The sequence below is a fragment of the Mycobacterium sp. 236(2023) genome, assembly GCF_029623955.1.
In the GTDB taxonomy this organism is placed as follows: Bacteria; Actinomycetota; Actinomycetes; order Mycobacteriales; family Mycobacteriaceae; genus Mycobacterium.
The window spans coordinates 261,426-279,692 of sequence record NZ_JARSBP010000007.1 but is presented as its reverse complement, the minus strand read 5'-3'; the positions used below and the strand labels follow the sequence as shown (position 1 = coordinate 279,692).

15 protein-coding genes are annotated in these 18,267 nt (G+C 63.5%); 4 read left to right on the top strand and 11 right to left on the bottom strand.

Annotated features, from left to right (window positions below):
* Positions 1 to 37: 37 nt before the first annotated feature.
* The 11 genes from P9A17_RS26310 to P9A17_RS26260 form a co-directional block, all read right to left on the bottom strand.
* The gene (locus P9A17_RS26310; protein ID WP_278041689.1) at positions 38 to 1,417 is read right to left on the bottom strand and encodes an MCE family protein; all 1,380 of its coding nucleotides are present in this window, start codon (positions 1,415 to 1,417) and stop codon (positions 38 to 40) included.
* A gap of 2 nt (positions 1,418 to 1,419) precedes the next feature.
* Complete coding sequence (locus P9A17_RS26305) at positions 1,420 to 2,238, bottom strand: ABC transporter permease (protein WP_278041767.1); 819 nt, start codon at positions 2,236 to 2,238, stop codon at positions 1,420 to 1,422.
* A 35-nt stretch (positions 2,239 to 2,273) separates the two neighbouring features.
* On the bottom strand, positions 2,274 to 3,101 hold the full coding sequence (locus P9A17_RS26300; protein ID WP_278041688.1) for an ABC transporter permease: 828 nt from the start codon (positions 3,099 to 3,101) through the stop codon (positions 2,274 to 2,276).
* A 933-nt stretch (positions 3,102 to 4,034) separates the two neighbouring features.
* Positions 4,035 to 4,685 carry a TetR/AcrR family transcriptional regulator gene (locus P9A17_RS26295; RefSeq protein ID WP_278041687.1) on the bottom strand — a complete coding sequence of 217 codons (651 nt, stop codon included), beginning with the start codon at positions 4,683 to 4,685 and terminating at the stop codon, positions 4,035 to 4,037.
* A 336-nt stretch (positions 4,686 to 5,021) separates the two neighbouring features.
* On the bottom strand, positions 5,022 to 6,929 hold the full coding sequence (locus P9A17_RS26290; protein ID WP_278041686.1) for an acyl-CoA synthetase: 1,908 nt from the start codon (positions 6,927 to 6,929) through the stop codon (positions 5,022 to 5,024).
* Between the two features lie 139 nt (positions 6,930 to 7,068).
* Positions 7,069 to 8,265 carry an oxidoreductase gene (locus tag P9A17_RS26285; RefSeq protein ID WP_278041685.1) on the bottom strand — a complete coding sequence of 399 codons (1,197 nt, stop codon included), beginning with the start codon at positions 8,263 to 8,265 and terminating at the stop codon, positions 7,069 to 7,071.
* On the bottom strand, positions 8,266 to 9,150 hold the full coding sequence (locus tag P9A17_RS26280) for a fumarylacetoacetate hydrolase family protein (protein ID WP_278041684.1): 885 nt from the start codon (positions 9,148 to 9,150) through the stop codon (positions 8,266 to 8,268).
* A 30-nt stretch (positions 9,151 to 9,180) separates the two neighbouring features.
* The gene (locus tag P9A17_RS26275) at positions 9,181 to 9,693 is read right to left on the bottom strand and encodes a flavin reductase family protein (RefSeq protein ID WP_278041766.1); all 513 of its coding nucleotides are present in this window, start codon (positions 9,691 to 9,693) and stop codon (positions 9,181 to 9,183) included.
* A 202-nt stretch (positions 9,694 to 9,895) separates the two neighbouring features.
* The gene (locus P9A17_RS26270; RefSeq protein WP_278041683.1) at positions 9,896 to 10,468 is read right to left on the bottom strand and encodes a VOC family protein; all 573 of its coding nucleotides are present in this window, start codon (positions 10,466 to 10,468) and stop codon (positions 9,896 to 9,898) included.
* Positions 10,469 to 11,204: 736 nt separating this feature from the next.
* Entirely contained in the window at positions 11,205 to 12,092 is an 888-nt protein-coding gene (locus tag P9A17_RS26265; RefSeq protein ID WP_278041682.1) for an alpha/beta hydrolase, read from the bottom strand.
* Complete coding sequence (locus P9A17_RS26260) at positions 12,089 to 13,144, bottom strand: LLM class flavin-dependent oxidoreductase (protein WP_278041765.1); 1,056 nt, start codon at positions 13,142 to 13,144, stop codon at positions 12,089 to 12,091. The genes P9A17_RS26265 and P9A17_RS26260 overlap by 4 nt, the downstream gene beginning before the upstream one ends.
* Positions 13,145 to 13,266: 122 nt before the next feature.
* Here P9A17_RS26260 and P9A17_RS26255 point away from each other — a divergent pair, with 122 nt between their 5' ends.
* The 4 genes from P9A17_RS26255 (at position 13,267) to P9A17_RS26240 (ending at position 18,042) form a co-directional block, all read left to right on the top strand.
* Positions 13,267 to 14,244, top strand: a complete 978-nt coding sequence (locus P9A17_RS26255) for a GntR family transcriptional regulator (RefSeq protein ID WP_278041764.1) — start codon at positions 13,267 to 13,269, stop codon at positions 14,242 to 14,244.
* A gap of 468 nt (positions 14,245 to 14,712) precedes the next feature.
* Positions 14,713 to 15,063, top strand: coding sequence for a DoxX family protein (locus P9A17_RS26250; RefSeq protein WP_278041681.1), 351 nt, complete (start codon positions 14,713 to 14,715; stop codon positions 15,061 to 15,063).
* 289 nt (positions 15,064 to 15,352) lie between these two features.
* Positions 15,353 to 16,495, top strand: coding sequence for an acyl-CoA dehydrogenase family protein (locus P9A17_RS26245; RefSeq protein WP_278041680.1), 1,143 nt, complete (start codon positions 15,353 to 15,355; stop codon positions 16,493 to 16,495).
* A 383-nt stretch (positions 16,496 to 16,878) separates the two neighbouring features.
* Positions 16,879 to 18,042, top strand: coding sequence for an acyl-CoA dehydrogenase (locus P9A17_RS26240; RefSeq protein ID WP_278041763.1), 1,164 nt, complete (start codon positions 16,879 to 16,881; stop codon positions 18,040 to 18,042).
* The last annotated feature ends 225 nt before the right edge of the window (positions 18,043 to 18,267 follow it).

The window sequence follows — 18,267 nt, the reverse complement described above, 5'->3', positions numbered from 1 at the left end:
TGCGACGTTCTTGACTGGTCAGGGTGTGGGGAGTGGGTCAGGGGTTTGGTGGCGGTGCGCCGTCGGGTGGGGCGGGTGAGGTTTGAGGCGGTGCGGGCGGCACGCCGGGGTAGAGCGGGGTGCCGTCGGGTCCGTATTGGGGGGCGCCGTACGGCGGTGCTCCGGGGTAGGGGATAGGTCCTGGTGCGGGGCCGCCCGGGTAGCGGATGCTGGGGGGTTCTGGCACGGCACGGGTCACCGGCAGGTAGTTGGCGTAGCCGGGGAACCCGATGCCAGGGTTGGGTCGCCAGTCCAGCCCGGTGCCGAACCCGGTGTTGGCGATAAGTTGGCGGACGGGCCAGTTTTTGGCGACATCAGGTAGGGAGCCGCAGCCCGGTTTGCCGCCGGGGCCGCCTTTGGCTCCGTTGATGGGCAGGTTACTGGGGTAGCGGTACGGGTCGGCGCCCAGCAGGAGGGCGGAGTCCATGATCACTGATTTGCCGTCGGCGCCGCCCATCGCGTCGCGTAGACCGCTGTCGAGGGCGATCTGGGCACCGACGAGCATGCAGGTCAGCGACGGGTTATACGTGAGGAGCAGTTGGGTGGTCGGCTCGAGTTTGTGCACCGCTGCGATCAGGTTGTCGCGGCTGGGTGCCAGCAGCTGCACCCCGCTGTCACCGAGTCCGATAGCGGAGACGAGGAAGGCGTCCAGCTGGGTGGCGTTGCTGGTGACGGTGGTACTGGTGGTTGCGGCGGCGTCAAAGATGTCGATGATGTTGTGGGCGGCCGCGTTGTAGACGTCGGCGGCGCCGGCGACTGCTTGCCAGTCCTCGCGGAGCGTGTCCGTGCGCTCGTTGAGCGCTGTAAGGACCTGGTTGGCGGCCGTGGTGGCTTCACCGATGCGGGGGCCCTGCCCGCGCAGCGCTTCGGCCATGGCGGTGACGATCGCGTTCAGTTTCGCGGGGTCGATCTGTTGGATCAGAGCGACGAGGTTCTCGAAAACCGTGTTGACTTCGGCGGTGACGTTTTCGGTGGGCACCACTGCGCCGGCGCGAAGCCGCGCCGCCTCGGGCTGGGCCGGGTAGACCAGGTCGACAAATTTGGCGCCGAACAGCGACGTGGCGTCGATGCGGGCCACCACATTGGCGGGTATGTGGGCGATCTGGTCGGGATCGATGTCCAGTGCCAGGGACACGGGGGTCGACCCGCCCTGGATCGAGGCGACTCGGCCGACCTGCACGCCGCGCATCTTGACCTTCGCGTTGGGTTCCATCACCAACCCGGCGCGTTCCGCAGTGACGCTGACCCGCACGGCGGGAGTGAAGCTGCGGTTGAACGCTCCGATGCTGACGAGGACGGCGGTGACGATGACCGCGACTAGTCCGGCGGCCAGCCATTCGGAGGTGACGCGGTGGTGTCCGGCGGGTGTGTTGCGCATTTTCATCCCGCGAAGTTGAAGTTTCCGGTTTGGCCGTAGAGGGCCATGGTGACCAGCAGGATCACGAAGGCTGAGATGACCAGCGATGTGCGGGTGGCGCGGCCGACCGCCTCACCGACCCCGGCGGGTCCGCCGTGGGCGGTGAATCCGTAATAGGTGTGAATCAGCATGACGACAGCGGCCACCACGATCGTCACGACGAAGGAGCGCAGCACGTCGCCTGGCACTAGGAAGGTGTGGAAGTAATGGTCGTAAACGCCGGTGGACTGGCCGTAGAAAGCGGTGGTGCCTAACCGGGCGGCGAGGAACGCCAGGACGATCGCCACGCAGTACAGCGGGATGACGACGATGATCCCGGCAGCGACGCGGGTGGACGCGAGGTAGGCCACCGCGCGGATCCCCATGACCTCCAGCGCGTCGATCTCTTCATTGATGCGCATGGCGCCCAGCTGGGCGGTGGCACCTGCGCCGACGGTGGCGGCGAGAGCGATCGCTGCGGTGGTGGGGGTGATCAGGCGTGGGTTGAGGAATGCCGAGCCGAATCCGGTCAAGGCCTCCACCCCGATCTGGCTGAACTGGTTATAGCCTTGGGCTGCAACGACTCCGCCGGTGGACATGGTTAGGAACGCGACGACGGTTACGGTTCCGCCGACGACGGCCAATGCCCCCGTTCCCATACTCATTGCGGCGATCTGCCGCAACATCTCGCCGCGGTAGCGTCCAAGCGCGAACAGCACCGAGTACAGCGTCTCGCCGTAGAAGCGGGTCTGTTCGCCCAGAACCTGCCACCGGGTCCGGATCCCGATTGCGCGTGCTGTCAGGCGCGGATAGCGTTGTCGCAGTGCGATATTCGTGGTCACACGGTCACCTTGAATCCGATTGCGGTGACGATGATGTTGATGACGAAAAGCAGGACGAACGACACCACTACGGTCTCGTTGACGGCATTACCGACCCCGGCCGGACCGCCCTTGACCGTGGTCCCCTGGTAGCAGGCGATGAGCCCGGCGGTGAGCCCGAACAATGCCGCTTTGACCGTCGAGACGATCACATCACTGGTTCCGGTGATCAACGTCATGCTGGCAACGAACGCTCCCGGCGTGACGTGCTGGAAGTACACCGAGAAGAAGAAGGCGCCGATGAGACCGACCAGGGTGACGACCGCCGATAACAGCAGTGCGGTGACCGTGGCTGCCGCGACGCGCGGCACGATCAACGCCTGGATGGGGTCGATGCCCATCACCTTGAGTGCATCAATTTCTTCCCGAATGGTTCGTGCCCCCAGGTCGGCACACATTGCCGACGCTCCTGCGCCCGTGACGACGAGCACAGTGACCAGGGGCCCAATCTGGTTGACCGCGCTCAGTGCGGCACCGGTTCCCGAAAAGTCGGCCCCGCCAAATTCGATGAGCAGGATGTTGAAGGTGAACGCGGCCATCACTACGTAAGGGATCGACAGCATCAGAGCGGGCACCGCGGATACCCGCGCCAGGAACCACATCTGTTCGAGAAATTCGTGCCACGCGAAACGTCGGTTTACTGACGTGATCACGGTCTGCAGCGCCAAAACGGTGAATCCGCCGATGCCGCGCAGCGGGCGGGCTGCGGTCGACCCGATCAGGCCGAGAGAGGAGACCTCCGTGGCATCGGCAGGCGGCCGGGTCGCGTGTGGGGAGATCGGCATTTGCTTCGTTCCTCGACTGTCGATGTCGTCAAATGAATTGCTGCGCAGAGCCTGGCGATTGCCTCTTGCAGTGCCGGCGCTCTACCGGCGAGCTATGCGGCGTGCGCTCGCAGATCACTCTGCGCATGGCAGGGCTTGAACCTCGATAACAGGGTGCTGACCGTGTGGCCGTCGCCCAGGGGCAGCCCGAAGCGTCTGCTCGACCCAATGATTCTGGCGCTCACGCGATATCGACCTCCTCGGTCTGTTGATCCACGCCACAGCCTGGGCTGCCCTGTGCGCGGGACCACACGCTATCAAGTGGCTGACTCATTTTCAATGACTGTAAGTCAACTAGAATCGTAGTTAGCTGTATGCACTGCTGGGGCGGTGCATACAGCAGCGGGTTGAGACGGTATGCAGACTGACTTGGTTGCGGCCCCGGGAGAATCTCGCGGTAACCGATGGCGCGCGGCGGCGGTGCCTAACAGCGCCACGGCTAAATGAGTTGCAAGGCACGGCACTCCTTCGGCCGACGTGTTACGCAGACCACGCTGTTGGGCTGCTACAACGTTGAAGCGGGAGGGTGCATCCGCGCTTGCGCCCAAGCGCCAGCACGTGACAGCCAGGTTGAGCGCGCCGCACAAGGGTCAAGGTCGACCTCGCCTGTTTCGACGAGGTCTGCGACCCTTCGTGAGAGGCGCGGTCGCGTGGACAGTCGAGTGTTCGGGCCGCCGATCATGGGCGTTGCTGTAGCGAGAGCGCCACGGCTTCGGACTGTCCACCAACCGCGGGCGGTTGGCGCCGGCGGGCAGGCGCGCGCCCCCTGGAACCTCTCGCGGTACGTCGGCGGCATCGTGACCCGCCATACGGCCGACTGTTCACATGCTAACCGCCTGCGCGGCTAACGAGCGACGGCGTCGTCGTCGCCCCATTGGTCATTCTCCGTTGGTGCTATGGATGCAGCATCTTGTCGACGGCCGGTTCGACGTCCAGTGTCGGATCAAGTCGAGCGGCGGCTCGCATCGCCGTCGCCATGATGTCGACAACACTGTCGACAATGTCCTCAACCGTGAATGGCTCATCATGGCGCAGCCAGAACAGGGCAGCCTCGTCGATGGCACCGATACACGCGCGCCACATCATCTGCATTGCCGGTGACGGGGGCGGCAGGTCGAGAATGTCGGCTATCCACTGCACTGCGTGCAGCCGCGTCGACTCGAAGATTTCCCATGCAGATTGCCCTGCGCCGGGTCCGGCAAGCGCCAACCGAAGCGCTAAACCGCGGTGGCTCGCCAGGTATCGGAAGTGCCGTACGAGAGCCTCGCGAAGCTGTTGCCCCGGCGAGAGACCTTCCTGCACGGTGAACGACCCGGTGATCTCATCGGCGGCAGCCTGGATGGCTTCGAGGTAGATCTGGCTCTTACTTCCGAAGTAGTGAAAGAGCAAGCCATGGGCCACTTTGGCCTCGCGTGCGATGTCGGCGACAGCGACGTCGTCGTAGTTGTTCGCCGAAAACAATTGAACGGCCGCGTCGATCAGCCGTTGGCGCGTCCGAGCAGCCTGTGCTGCTCGTGAGGTCGTGCGAGTCGGTGCGACAGTCACGGTAGGCCCCCTCCCACAGGTGTGGTGTGACGAGTCGTGATGACCCATTCCATGCGGACAAGGAATCGTTGATCGCGATTCAATGACTCCTCACCCTAGCGTGCGGCGGGATTCGGCCGGGTGACCGCTCGACGACACGGGGCGAAGCGGTCAGTTCGGCGAGGCGTCGTGGGCCGATCACGCGGGACAACCTGGTCAGCACGAGATCGGTCGTGAGATGCTGCGGATCGCGCCGATGTGACCGCTGACGGCAGTCGATACATCTCGCGCGTCGTCGGCGCCGATACTGTTCAGCCCCGACACGGCGGCCGGTCCGGACGCCGACCGGGTCCGATTTCACTTGGCGATGACCCGCGCCTCGACGGAATACCGCCCCACGATGGCTTTGGCCGCAGCCTTTGCCGCAACGGTGTCGGTAGTTATCGTCGCAACGATCGTGCCGTCGTCGACTGCCGTTGTGATGGTCTCAACGTCGGCGACGTCGCGTAACGCTTCAAGAAGTGCCGCGCGGGTGGCGTCGCAGCGCAGACTCAGTTTGTTCGGCTTCCCCACCGCGGTGACGGGTATGGCCCCGAGGATTGTCACCTCTTTGGGGGCTGCGGCGGGTTCGGACACGTGGGCGGCGGCCCACTGTCGGAGTTGGTCAGCATCGACGTCTTCGCCTTCGCCTAGCGCAACATAGGCCACCGGGACCTCACCGGAGTGCGCGTCGGGGCGGCCGACGGCGGCCGCGGCGACCACACTGGGATGGGACAGGAGAGCATCTTCGATGATGCCCGGTTCGATGTTGTGTCCGCCGCGGATGATCAGATCCTTGACCCGGCCACGTAATCGGATGAACCCATCATCGTCGATGCTGGCCAAATCACCGGTGTTGAGCCAACCGTCGACGACGCTGCCCAATGTGTCGAGCACGGGGCCGTGTTCGTCGCGGCCGACAACGTAACCGGCGAATACCGTCGGGCCGCTGATGGTCAGCACACCGGTCTGGCCGGCAGCGACCGGGCGCCACGGCTGTTCGGCGGCGTCGGCGATCACCTGGATGCCCTGATAGGGCATTCGATGTCCCACCGACCCCGACCGTGGTGCGGCGGGAAAATTGAGCGCGCTCGCGCAGGTCGCTTCGGTCATTCCGTAACCCTCTAGGAGAGCGACCCCCGTGCGGGCGTGGAACGACTCGCGCACGGCCTCGGGCAGGGGTGATGCACCCACAATGGGATAGCGCAGGCTCGAGATGTCGGCATTGACCGGGATGCGCGCCAATTGCGCATACACCGTCGGCACCGCACTCATGGCGCCGATCCGGTGGCGCTCGACGGTATCCCAGAACCGTTGCAGCAGAACGGGATCGCGGTAACCCAGCGGTCCCGCCCACACGACGTGGCGGCCTCGAAGCAGAGGTGAGAGCACTGTTACGATCATCGCGTTAACGTGAAATAGCGGCAGCGCGGCGAAGATCGAATCATGTTCCCCGAGTTCGCCGAGCGGTAGTGCGAGCATCCAGGCGTCGGCCACCTCGTTGGCGTGGGTGTGCGCCGCCAATTTGGGCAGCCCGGTGGTTCCTCCGGTGTGAAAAAACGCAGCCAGGTCGGTGCCCTCGGGAGGTTCGCCGGCAAAGGTTTCGGCGTCCTCGCCGGAGGCCAGGTCGTCAAGGTAGTCCACTACCACCCCGGGGATGCTCGGCGGCGCAGTGTGTTCGGCAGCGGACGCGCCGGTCGGGCGCAACAGCAGGATGGTGTCGACTTGGCCGTCGGCGGCGAGTCGGGCGGCGGTATGCCACATCTCGGGTGCCACATTTGGGTCGGCGGCGATGAGGACGCGCGCGCCGGAGCGCACGACTAGTTGAGCGACCTGCGTCTCGGTGAGCGATCCGTTGATCGGTGCCGCGATGCCGGCCAGCTGCGCGGCGAGCGTGGCGGAGATCAGTTCGATGGTGTTGGGGGACATCAGGGCTACAGCGTCATTGCGCCGTACTCCGAACCGGTGCAGCACGTTGGCGTAACGATGCACGGTGGCCAGGAAGTCGGCGCAGGTGCGTGCGACGGCATGGTCCCAGTCACCTCCTCCGGGCGTCACGGTGATCGCGGTGCGGTCAGGCCACAGCGCAGCAGCGCGGACTAGTGCCGAGTAGGTCGTCGCCGGCAACCCCCGCTCATGCAGCGGAGTCTTCTCGATGGCGCGGATATCCTGCGGGCCAGAGTAATTCGGCCACGACGTGGCGAGCGTCTGATCGGTGGATGTCATGGGGCCTCCGGGTGGGGGTGGATTCGTGGTAGTGCGTGAGGGGAAGTTCGGCGACGCGACAGGGCGCTCCCGGGTGCGGGTAGTGGGCCCGGGACTAGATACGGTGCGCTCGCACACCATTCGTTCGTAGGTGTCTGCGTCATATGATGTCGGTAATGTTGTCGGTTGCTCCCAGCAGCGCTTTGCCGTAGGTCTCCATCGACACCTGCGGCAATGTGACGGCGTGGCGCGCAGCTACGTTGGAGTCGCGCCAGATTCGCTGCATCGGGTTGACCTCGGCGAAGCTGGACGCGCCAGCCGCGTTCAGGAGCGTATTGAGGGCACCGTTGATGCTTTGCAGAGCGACCGCCGAATCGGCGCGGATACGGGCACGGGTCAGGAGATCGGGCATGGTGGCGTCGCGTGCGTGGCGGTCAACGTCGTCGGCGGCGCGGTAGGCGTGCAGATGAGCCGTATCGATTCGGGCCGCGGCTTCGGCGATCAGCAGCTGGAAGGACACCGAATCGGCTTGCCGACCGATAGTGGTGTAGGCCAACGGCTTCGACGCCGCTTTCGTGGTGGCGATACGCAGTGCGGCGCGACCCAGCCCCAGTTGGGGACCCATCACGACCAAGACCAGCATCGGCCCGACAGCGCTGCGGTAGAGCGCCGATTCGGGGTGCGCCGCGACGTTGGCGCCCGCGAGGGTCGGCTCCAACGGTGTCGCGCGATGAGCCGGGACAAAGACATCGTCAACGACGATGGTGTTGCTGCCGGAGGACCGCATGCCCGCGACATACCAGGTGTCTTCGACGCGGAAATCTGCACGCGGAATCAGCATCATCAGTTGGTCGACGGGTTGACCGTCCTCATCGACGACCACCGCACCGCAGCTCGCCCATTGAGCGTGCAGGCTCGCGGAGGCATACGCCCAGCTGCCCGAGACGCGGTAACCGCCGGGAACTCGACGTGCTTGACCTGTGGGGACAACGACGCCGCACAAGATGACGTCGGGTCCGTTGGCGAACACCTCGTCGATCGCCTCCTGGTTGTACATGCTGCAGGCCGCCCAGCACGTGACGTTGGACAGCGTGACAACCCACGAGGCGCCGCCGTCAGCTTCGGCGATGGCGGCCGAGGTGTCCAACATGGAACGCAAACTTGACTCAAGCCCTCCGTGACGTCGTGGGGACGCCACCCGGAACGCACCAGCGGACTTGAGGTCCTCGATGGTGTCCTCGCCGACTCGACGATTGGACTCCGATTCAGCGGCTCGGCTGGCGATAGCGATCGCGAGATTCGAGATGTTGTGCAGTATCTGCTCACCGCTTAGCGTGTTCGCTGCGACATTGCTCATCTATCGGTCCCTTTCGGATCGCGTTTTCATTGTGTTGTGCTCTGCGACAATCGGATTGCGCATCTCTCCGATGCCGTCGATGCGGCTGACCAGCGTCTGGCCAGGACGCAGGTATCGGGGTGGCTTCATCCCGTAGCCGACACCCGAGGGCGTGCCGGTGAACAGAACGTCCCCGGGCAGCAGTGGAAGGATCTCCGAGAGCTGAGAGATCAACTCCGCGACGGGGAAGATCATGTCCACGGTGCTGGCCTTCTGCATTTGCACGCCGTCGACGGCGCAACTCATCTGCAGGTTGTCAGGGTCGGGAAGTTCGTCGGGCGTGACCAGCCACGGGCCGACGGGGCCGTAACCGGGCAAGGATTTGCCCAGGCTCATCTGTTGGGGAGCGGGATCGCGGATCTGGGTGATGCGTTCGGAAAGATCCTGCCCGACGCTCAGGCCAGCGACGTGCTCCCATCCACGCTCGGCGCTGACCCGATGGGCGCGCCGGCCGATCACCACGACGAGTTCGATTTCCCAGTCGGTATTGCCCGCTTCGGGGATCGCGATGGGACTATAGGCGCCGGTGAGGCAGCTGACGAATTTGGTGAACACCATGGGATGTTGGGGCAATTGCAGCCCGGTTTCGGCGGCGTGCTCGCGGTAGTTCAGCCCGACGGCGAAGAGCTGGGCCGGTCGCGGCGCGGGTGGTCGCAGAAGGGCGGTGTCGAACACGGGCTGCGCATCGGATAGGTCGGCGCTGGCGGCCCACTCGCGGAAATCGTCCCACCGGGCGTAGATGCTCTGCGGCTCGGCTTCGAAGCGATGCGAGCTGGCGTCCTCGACGTCGATGACGCCGGCGTCAGTCACGATTACCAGCCGGCCATCCAGATTGGCGATGCGCACGGATTCTCCTTTTCGTGAGGCGAAAAGTTGTTATGTCGCAACAAGTTGGTGAAACTTCGAGGCGTGAAAGACCAGGGGTGCCTGCGCTGGCCGCGCTCCGAGCCGATGCACACGTAGCAGCGCGATGGTGTGGTCACCGGCATCCAGTTCGGCGTACAGGCTGCAATCCAGCCATGCGGTGGAGCCAGGGACTAGCACTGCACCTTCGGGTGTAATGTGCTGCCCCTCAAGCACATCAGACTCAGAAGAGGCCAGGGACCGGCACAGTTCTTCATGCTCGCGGGCCAGGAAGCTCAATCCCAGCCGCTGGGCTTGGCGCAGAAGTGTCCAGCGGCGCGAACTGCGCATCACACAGATCGAGACAAGCGGTGGCTCCAATGACACCGAGGAAAAGGAACTTATCGTCAGTCCGACTGGCTGGTTGTCGATGTGTGCGCAAACTGCGGCCACTCCTTTGGGAAAGCAGCCGAACGTGCGTCGCAGCATCTTCTGGTCGTCAGTTGACGGCACCAAATCCTCTGCACTGATTCCTGTTTCGATCATCTCGCGGGTCATATGCCAGACTCCGGATGTGCAGCGCCGGACCCTTTGACGGGCATGTCTGCGCCTGTGCGGTGTTGTCGATCGGTGGCCCTGGCGAGCGCGATGCGGTTGGGTGGTCCGCACGTCGCCAGCGCAGACCTGAAGTGAGCCAACATTATTTCTCCTCGTTCGTGTCCCGTCCGACGGTGTCTGCCGTCAGATCTCAGGTCACCATCAGTTGCATGACGTTGCGCTGATCGCATTCGTGTGCCCAGGCACGCGTCCGGAGCACGGACTCTGCCGTACCTGAGCGGTATGCGGTGAGCATGATGTCGGGTTCGAAGGAAGGGCCGATGGGGTCTCCGCAGTATTCGGGACCGTTCATGTACCCGGTGGCCTCGTCGGGGGTAGCGAAATTGTCGATCTGCAGCTCGACGAGATTGCCGTCGGGGTCGCGGTAGTAGATGGAGGTCGTCACGCCGTGCTGTACCGGTACGTGGGGTTGGATGCCGGCGAGGCTGAGCCGCTCGAACTTCTCGAGCAGTTGGCCGAGGTCGTCGAAGGTATAAGCCGAGTGGGATAGTCCGACTGTCGTCGGCGTGCGGGGGGATAGGCCCGGAATCTGAGCAATCGCCAACCGATGATGCTCGTCGTCGAAGGTCAGAAACGCCAACGCTTGATTCTCGTAGACGATGTGCGCATCCAGCACCTCCAAATACCAGTCACGCAGCACAGGTAGCTGAGTCGTCTGCAGCACGAGATGTGCCAGCTTCTTGCGTCCATCGATGACAGTCATGTGGGCCTCCTTGCCGGTAATGAAGCGGTGAACGCGGGACCGCCGGCGAAGCGCCAGAGTGCCGCTGGGGTGTTCTACCTCACAGCCTAAAGTTTCGTTGACTCTGTGTCAATGACAATAAGTCAGCGACTGGGTTGGGGCTGTTCGCACGTCTTGATGAAGTGCAACAGGAATCGATACCCCTCTGGCGCAGTGCATTTAAGCAATCTGGCGCCCTGCCGCGAGCGCCAAAGATGGCACCGCCGTCGGCACGCATGTCCGCGACGAGTGTTTGCGCAATGTCCCAACGTTTCGCCGGGACACCGACTTTCGCGGCTGCTGCGAAGCCCTGATTCGAAGACCCTGCGCGTCCGCACCGAGGGGATTGTGCGCCAAGGACAATCGACTTGCCGCAGTGCAGGCGCCCGCGGTGGGGCCGCCACTGGAAAGGGGCGCCTCCGCTGGGATGTCGCAGGACTGAGCGAAACAGTAACGTGGACATCGACTTTGATGCATCGCAGGCGCCCGGAAGGCTAAACGCGGCTTCGACACCGCGCACCGGTCCAGGCGTATGCAGGTGGCAGGGGTGGCATGACGCTGCGACAACGCCACAGTGGCTCGCACTGTGAGTGGCACTGCTATAGCACGGTTGGCGTTACCGGCGATGACCCGATTTATACGGCAACCCGCAGTGAGACCCCAGCCTCCCCAGTAGTGGTCTCGGCCGACCAGCTATCGGCTACCGCGGGGTGAGGTTTCAGAACATGGAGTGCTCATAGATTTCGTTGGTGAGATCGGGATCTCGAAGTACTCGCCGAAGAAAAAGATCAACGTGGGCGGCGAGGACGGCAGCATAGCTTGGCGCAGCGTCGAACTCGTGACCGCACTCAGCGAAGGTGACGAGCTCACTGACTACGCCCAGGCTGCTCAGGGCATCGGTCAGGCGCCGTGAGTTTTCTGGCCGGATCAAGGTGTCGTGGGTGCCGTGCACGATCATGGTGGGTGGGAAATCAGCGGTAAGTTGCGTCAACGGGCTCAGGGCGTCGGCCTGATCCTCGTTGCATGGCTCTGCGAGCAGGTCGATGCCCGGCAGGGCGCCGTCCTCGCGCTGGTTGGCTGCGATCGCGGCGAAGTCTGGTCCGTCAGGTCCCGCGGCGATCAGCGGGATGGCGCCGGAGTGGAAGCTGGTCGGCCCATAGCAGTCGATGACGGCCGCAATCGATACCGCAATGGACTGATCGTCGTCGGGGTGATCCAGATCGCCGCTGGCCACAGTGCACGCCGTCATCAAGCAGATGTGCGCACCTGCGCTATGCCCCCATAGCGCAATGGCACTGGGGCGCACGCCGAGTTCGACGGCGTGCCCGACAACCCAGCGCACCGCTGACCGAAGGTCGGTGACTGGCGCCGGCCATGCGACGACGTCGTCAAGTAGCCGGTATTGCACCTGGATCACGGTGTAGCCGAGGGCGGACAGCGCGCGGGAGCGGGGGTCGAGCATGGCCGGAGCGCCGGAGCGCCATCCCCCTCCGTGCAGGTGAAGGACGGCGGTCTGACGGTGCGTTTCGCCGATGGGTCTCAGGATGCGTAATTTCAGAGCTCCGGTGTCCCGGTGGGCGTAGGTGTACTCCTCGACGGCGCTCATCCGACGGGGGCGGTCGTGGAGGCGTCGACGGTGATCGACCGCAACACTGGGGCCACCTGCTCGCCAATGAGGTCATGGCATCGCACAAGATCAGCCGGGTCGAACATCTTGAAGTCCGAGAAGTACATAACATGGTCGGCGCCGATCGTGCGTACCTGCTCGACCAGTCGCTCCGTCACGGTCTTGGGCGACCCGATGATGATGTCGTCGGGATTCATGAACATTGCCATGACGTGAGAATCAGAGGCTTCCAACGCGGTGGCCTGCGCGGGGCCGGACGCGCCGCCTTGAACCGCAAGCGACACCGGGTCGAACGCTGCCTCGGCGAGGTCGAGCGCTTCGGCGTCGGTCGGTGCGACGAACACGCGCCGCCGTATGCCGAAACCAGTTGCCCCCGTTGCTATTTCCGCCCCCGCGGCCGCCACACGGTATGTCCGGCACAGTTCGGCCACCTGGTCGGTGGACAGCCATGCGGTGCATACTTTGAATCCCTGGCTGGCCGCCCAGGCTGCTGACGACTCGGACATCGCAGTCACCCACACTGGGGGTGCGCTCTGGCGCATCGCGGGAATGATGGGAACGTCGTCGAGCTTGGTGAAGGCATCGTTATGGGTGACGCGATGATTTTTGACGTACTTTCCGATCACCGCGGCGCCGCTGGCATACCGGGGCCGAATCTCGTCGGCATCCAGGCCGGCTTTCACGGGCTCGCCGCCGACGCCGGGACCCAGGCCGATCTCGAGGCGACCTCGGGTGAGGTAATCCAGCATGCCGCACTCCTCGGCGAGTCTGCGCGGATCATGCAAGGGAAGCACGTTGCCCATGACCCCAAGTCGCAGCGTTTTCGTCAGTTGCGCGGCGGCGGCCACCATGAGGTTGGGGGACGGTGAGAGATTGAGGGGGCTGAAGTGATGCTCGCTAAAGAAAACGCCGTCGAAGCCCAGCTGCTCGTCACGAACGCACAGGTCGAGGTAGCGGTCGTACACCTCCTGGGTGATCGCAGAGTTCGTGTGATCGGCTTGCAGGGCTGGCTGGGAGAAGTAAAAGAACATCCAGTTGTGGACCATGAGACTTCCTTCATTCGAGCGTTGTGATCTGCGTCTCCAGAGACCTCAGTAATAGCAGTGAAATGTCACCAGAGCAAATTGACATTTCAATGTAAGTGTTGGGTGGTGTGTCCGACTCCCTACGATGGGCGTCGGCGGCGACCCACGCGATCCGCCGCTCGCATCGCGACAGGCCGGGCAGTGGTAAACACTGCCGTGTGCACGAGCACGATCCGATCGCAGATGTCGGGCTCGGCATCGGATTTCACAAGGCTGACAACGGATGTCGATCGATCCGGTCGATATTGATCATGTCCGCCGGCACGTCGCGGGCGGCTGCTTCGCCCGTCTCGTTCGGCAACTGTGATATCGCACCGGGGTGGCAGTACAGTGTCAATGTGGTGGCTGAACCTACCGTGCCACTGGCAGAGGCCGCGTACCGGTGCTTACGGGACGAGATCATCGCGTGCCGGCTTCAGCCGGGCCAGCGGATCACCGAGCGGGCACTGGCAGGAGACTTCGGGTTCGGGGTGGCTCCGATTCGGGATGCACTGACGCGGCTGGACCATGACGGCCTGGTACGGACGATTCCTCGCAAGGGCTACCAGGTAGCGCCATTGACGCTCAAAGCGGTTGACGATCTGTTCGCGTTCTGGAGCATCCTCGGCCCGGAAATCGTCAAACGCGGCATCGTGGCGGCCAGCGACGAGCAGCTTGGGCGAATCATCGCCGACTTCGAGGAAATGGAGCGGTCCGGACCCGCCAAGGTCAACGCTGTGGAGATGCAGCGATTCGTCGAGGCCGGCGCGGATCTGTTCAACAGGTTGGCCGACGCCGCGGGCAACGCGTACCTGAGCGCTGCCTACGCGAAGCTTTCCGGCGAGATGTTGCGGGTTTTCACCCTCATCACCGACGCCGATCTCACGACGCCAAAGAAGCTGTGGAAAGTGAGCGACTGGTCTGAAGTTCTTCGCCAACGCGATGGCGAGGGCCTGTCTGAGAAAGCGCGCGATTACATCAACGCCTGCCACGATCATGTCGCCCAGACCTTGATGAGGTGGCCCTCGGTGATGATGAGCGAAGTGGTTCCGCAGCGAGCCCTCTAGGTAGGCACCAGCCGGCAAACGACATGGGGGATCCCCCGAGAACACCCGAGCGAACTGCAAACGGTGGTAACCCGCCATCGCACCGCCGAGGCCAGCGGCACCGCCGAACGAACGATCGTCGTCCAACACGCAGCGATTGAAAGTCATTGACACAAAGTCAACGAGCCTCTTAAGGTGGTGGCGTCCGCACCGGATCGGACGAGCCACGATGGAGCGCTGCGCATTGAAAGCTCGTCGTACCACACAGAAAAGTTCGCTAGCCACGGGCACACCGGGGCGTGGTGCACGCCGATTCGGTGGCGACGATGTTGGAAACGAGATCTAGATCCGGCGCTGTGTCAGGTTTCGTTCATCGGCGTTGACAAGCGAGCCAAACCATCGCACGGCTCCCACATAGCAACTGAGCGTGGGGGATGTGCTGACATCCGCGGTGGTCGCAGTGCGGGAGATGCAACTTCAGGAGGGAACTTGGCCGAGGCCAATCTAATTCTATCGGTGATCCTCGCGGCGATTATTGCCGTGACCGGCTTCGCCATGGTCATCGCCCCTCAGGGTGTAACGAACACTGCTGCGCATCTTGGGTTTTCGACGCGCAGTTTTCGGCTCATCGGCGTCCTAGAGCTGGCAGCGTCGGCGGCTCTGCTTCTGGGTCTGTGGTGGACCCCGTTAGCGATTGCAGCAGGCGTGGGCCTAACCCTGCTTCTGATCGGAGCAGCCGCCACCCATTTGCGCGCGAATGATGGCTTAATGGCTGTCGCGCCTGCCGCGGTTTGTGCCCTACTCGCGATTGCGGTCGTCGGATCAGCCGTCGTCGGATGATCGCCCGTGCAGCGCATTTGGCGACGCACTGCGCGTTGATTGTGCACACCGCGGAATTCAATGAACCCCAACGCTGCACGAAGACTCTCCCGCTGTCGGTGCAAACGTCACCGGTGAGTGATAGCCGTTGGCCTCGGCCGAAGCATCCGATAGATCGGGTGTCGCTGGAGGGCTACCTCCAGATCATCCGTAGCCACGGATCGTGATGTTCGCCAGCAACCGATGACGCTCGTCGAGAGCCGAGCTCTTCAATAGAGAGCCCATTGAGCAAGATAGGGACGAAATCGCAATGAAGCGTCTGGTTTTCGAAGCCGAGCATGAGCAGTTACGGCTGACGGCACGGCAGTTCCTGGAGAAGGAATGCTCGCCGCATGTCAAGAGATGGGAGTTCGAACGCCTTGTCGACCGCGAAGCCTACGTCGCGGCGGGCAAAGTTGGGCTGATCGGGTTCAACCTGCCCGAGGCGTACGGCGGCGGTGGTGTCGACGACTTTCGCTTCAACGCCGTCATTGTCGAGGAGTTCGCTAAATTCGGTCCGGCCGCGCCGGGTCTGAACCTGCAGAACGATATCGTCGGACCTTATTTCGCGCAGCTGGCCAACGATGAGCAGAAGCAGCGCTGGCTGCCCGGCTACATCACCGGCGAACTGATCGGCGCAATCGCGATGACCGAACCCGGAGCGGGTAGTGACCTAGCCGGCATCAAGACCTCCGCGGTCCGCGATGGCGACGAGTGGATCCTCAACGGCTCCAAGACGTTCATCTGTGCCGGGATCAACTCCGATCTGGTTATCGTGGTGGCCCGCACCGGTCCCGAGGCCGGTCACAGAGGGATTTCTCTGCTAGTCGTCGAGCGCGGGATGGAAGGATTCGAGCGCGGCCGCAAGCTCGACAAAATGGGTTTACACGCCGCGGACACCTCCGAGCTGCACTTCGAAAATGTCCGGGTGCCCGGCACCAATATGCTCGGCAAAGAGGGCCACGGCTTCTACCACCTGATGGCCAACCTGCCGTCCGAGCGGTTGTCGATCGCCATCGCGGCGATCGCTGGCGCCCGGCAGACGTGGACCGACACCCTGCAGTATGTGAAGGACCGCAAAGCTTTTGGACAGCCGATCGGAACCTTTCAGCACAACAGGTTCCTGATGGCGCAGATGGACACTGAGCTGGAGATCTCTGAGCAGTACATCGACCGCTGCCTGCGGGCAGTCGTCGACGGCGAGTTGACGGCGGTGCAGGCTTCCAAGGCCAAGTGGTGGTGCACCGAGCTCGGTAAGCGGGTAGTCGACAATTGCGTGCAGCTGCACGGTGGCTACGGCTATATGAACGAGTACAAGGTTGCGCGCGACTATGTGGACGTGCGGATCCAGACGATCTTCGGCGGTACCACCGAAGTCATGAAAGAGATCATCGGCCGCGATCTCGGTTTGTAACAACGGAACTCGGCCACTTCTTCACAGATCCAGCCGTACATCGGCCCCGGGCCCGGCGAGACCTGTCGTCTCTGTGGCTGAGACTCTCTTTTATTGGGCTGACTATTTGAAATGTCACTAGAGTCGAGTAACATTTCAATGGACGACGTGAGTTCAGTGCCCTCTAGGCGGCACCCTCTGCCTCGGACCGCGAGCTAACTCCATCGATCCCGTCCGACCCCGGATCGGTAACAGCGCGACTCGCGGGGCACCCCATGGCACCTGGAAATGCCGAGATGCGGGTTCTGAAGCCACGAACGCGTCGATGAGAACGCTTGCGCCTTTAACCGAGCGACAGCTTGGGCAGCTCCCTGCACATAAACAGAGGCCTACGGAAGGGGCTAATCTTGGGACACAAACCGTCTTTCGATGTCTTCAAGTTGTCCGAGGAGCACGAGGAGTTGCGCGCCGTGTTGCGCAGCCTGTGCGAGAAAGAGATCGCGCCGTACGCGGCGGACGTCGATGAAAAGGCGCGCTACACCGACGAGGCGCTGGCGGCGCTGACTTCGTCGGGCTTTTCGGCGATCCACATCCCCGAGGAGTATGGCGGGCAAGGCGGCGACTCGATCAGCGCGTGCATCGTCGTCGAGGAGGTCGCGCGGGTCTGTGGGTCGTCGTCGCTGATTCCCATCTGCAACAAGCTCGGAACGATGGGCCTGTTGATGAAAGGCTCTGAGGAGCTGAAGAAACAGGTACTGCCGTCAATCGGGGCGGGGGAGGCCACCGCGTCGTACGCGCTCTCGGAACGGGAGGCTGGCAGCGATGCCGGCTCGATGCGCACGCGCGCCAAGGCCGACGGCGACGACTGGGTACTCAACGGCTCCAAATGTTGGATCTCCAACGGCGGCCACTCGCAGTGGTACACGGTGATGGCGGTGACTGACCCAGACAAGGGCGCCAACGGTATCTCGGCGTTCGTCGTCCGCGCGGACGACCCCGGCTTTGCCGTGGGCACCAAGGAGCGAAAGCTCGGCATCAAAGGTTCACCGACCACCGAGTTGTACTTTGAGGACTGCCGCATCCCGGGCGACCGCATCATCGGCGAGCCCGGCACCGGTTTCAAGACCGCGCTGGCCACGCTCGATCACACGCGTCCGACGATCGGTGCGCAAGCGGTGGGCATCGCCCAAGGCGCGCTTGAGGCGACGATCGCCTACACCAGGGAGCGCAGACAATTCGGCAAGTCGATCAGCGACTTCCAGAACACCCAGTTCATGCTTGCCGACATGGCGATGAAGATCGAGGCGGCACGTCTCATGGTGTACTCAGCGGCGGCACGCGCCGAGCGCATCGAACCGAACCTGGGCTTCATTTCGGCGGCCGCGAAGTGCTTCGCCTCCGATGTGGCCATGGAGGTCACCACCAACGCGGTGCAGTTGTTCGGCGGGTACGGATACACCGTCGACTTCCCGGTCGAAAGGTTCATGCGCGACGCCAAGATCACCCAGATCTACGAGGGGACCAACCAGATCCAGCGGGTGGTCATGTCCCGCGCACTGCTGCGATGAACTGCTGTGGACGGTCCAATCGCCCGACGGCGGCCAGAACGCCAAACCGCGCCGCGCGTCGAGCTAGCGATGGCTACCGTGGACCCACATGGCGGTAGGGCCGGCGCCAGGACAGTGGGTTGAGCGGCTCGGTCCCGCTCCGCTGAGTCGGGTGCAGAGGTCCCTTTCTGACGCCGAGCTTCGAGAAGCCGCCTCAGAAATCGGTGAGTCGGCGGTCAATTGGGC

What these genes read in the sequence shown, in the direction of transcription:
- P9A17_RS26310 (WP_278041689.1), bottom strand. Translation starts at nt 1,417, where the DNA reads ATGCGCAACACACCCGCCGGACACCACCGCGTCACCTCCGAATGGCTG.
- P9A17_RS26260 (WP_278041765.1), bottom strand. Translation starts at nt 13,144, where the DNA reads ATGTTCTTTTACTTCTCCCAGCCAGCCCTGCAAGCCGATCACACGAAC.
- P9A17_RS26245 (WP_278041680.1), top strand. Translation starts at nt 15,353, where the DNA reads ATGAAGCGTCTGGTTTTCGAAGCCGAGCATGAGCAGTTACGGCTGACG.
- P9A17_RS26275 (WP_278041766.1), bottom strand. Translation starts at nt 9,693, where the DNA reads ATGATCGAAACAGGAATCAGTGCAGAGGATTTGGTGCCGTCAACTGAC.
- P9A17_RS26300 (WP_278041688.1), bottom strand. Translation starts at nt 3,101, where the DNA reads ATGCCGATCTCCCCACACGCGACCCGGCCGCCTGCCGATGCCACGGAG.
- P9A17_RS26285 (WP_278041685.1), bottom strand. Translation starts at nt 8,265, where the DNA reads ATGAGCAATGTCGCAGCGAACACGCTAAGCGGTGAGCAGATACTGCAC.
- P9A17_RS26290 (WP_278041686.1), bottom strand. Translation starts at nt 6,929, where the DNA reads ATGACATCCACCGATCAGACGCTCGCCACGTCGTGGCCGAATTACTCT.
- P9A17_RS26270 (WP_278041683.1), bottom strand. Translation starts at nt 10,468, where the DNA reads ATGACTGTCATCGATGGACGCAAGAAGCTGGCACATCTCGTGCTGCAG.
- P9A17_RS26265 (WP_278041682.1), bottom strand. Translation starts at nt 12,092, where the DNA reads ATGAGCGCCGTCGAGGAGTACACCTACGCCCACCGGGACACCGGAGCT.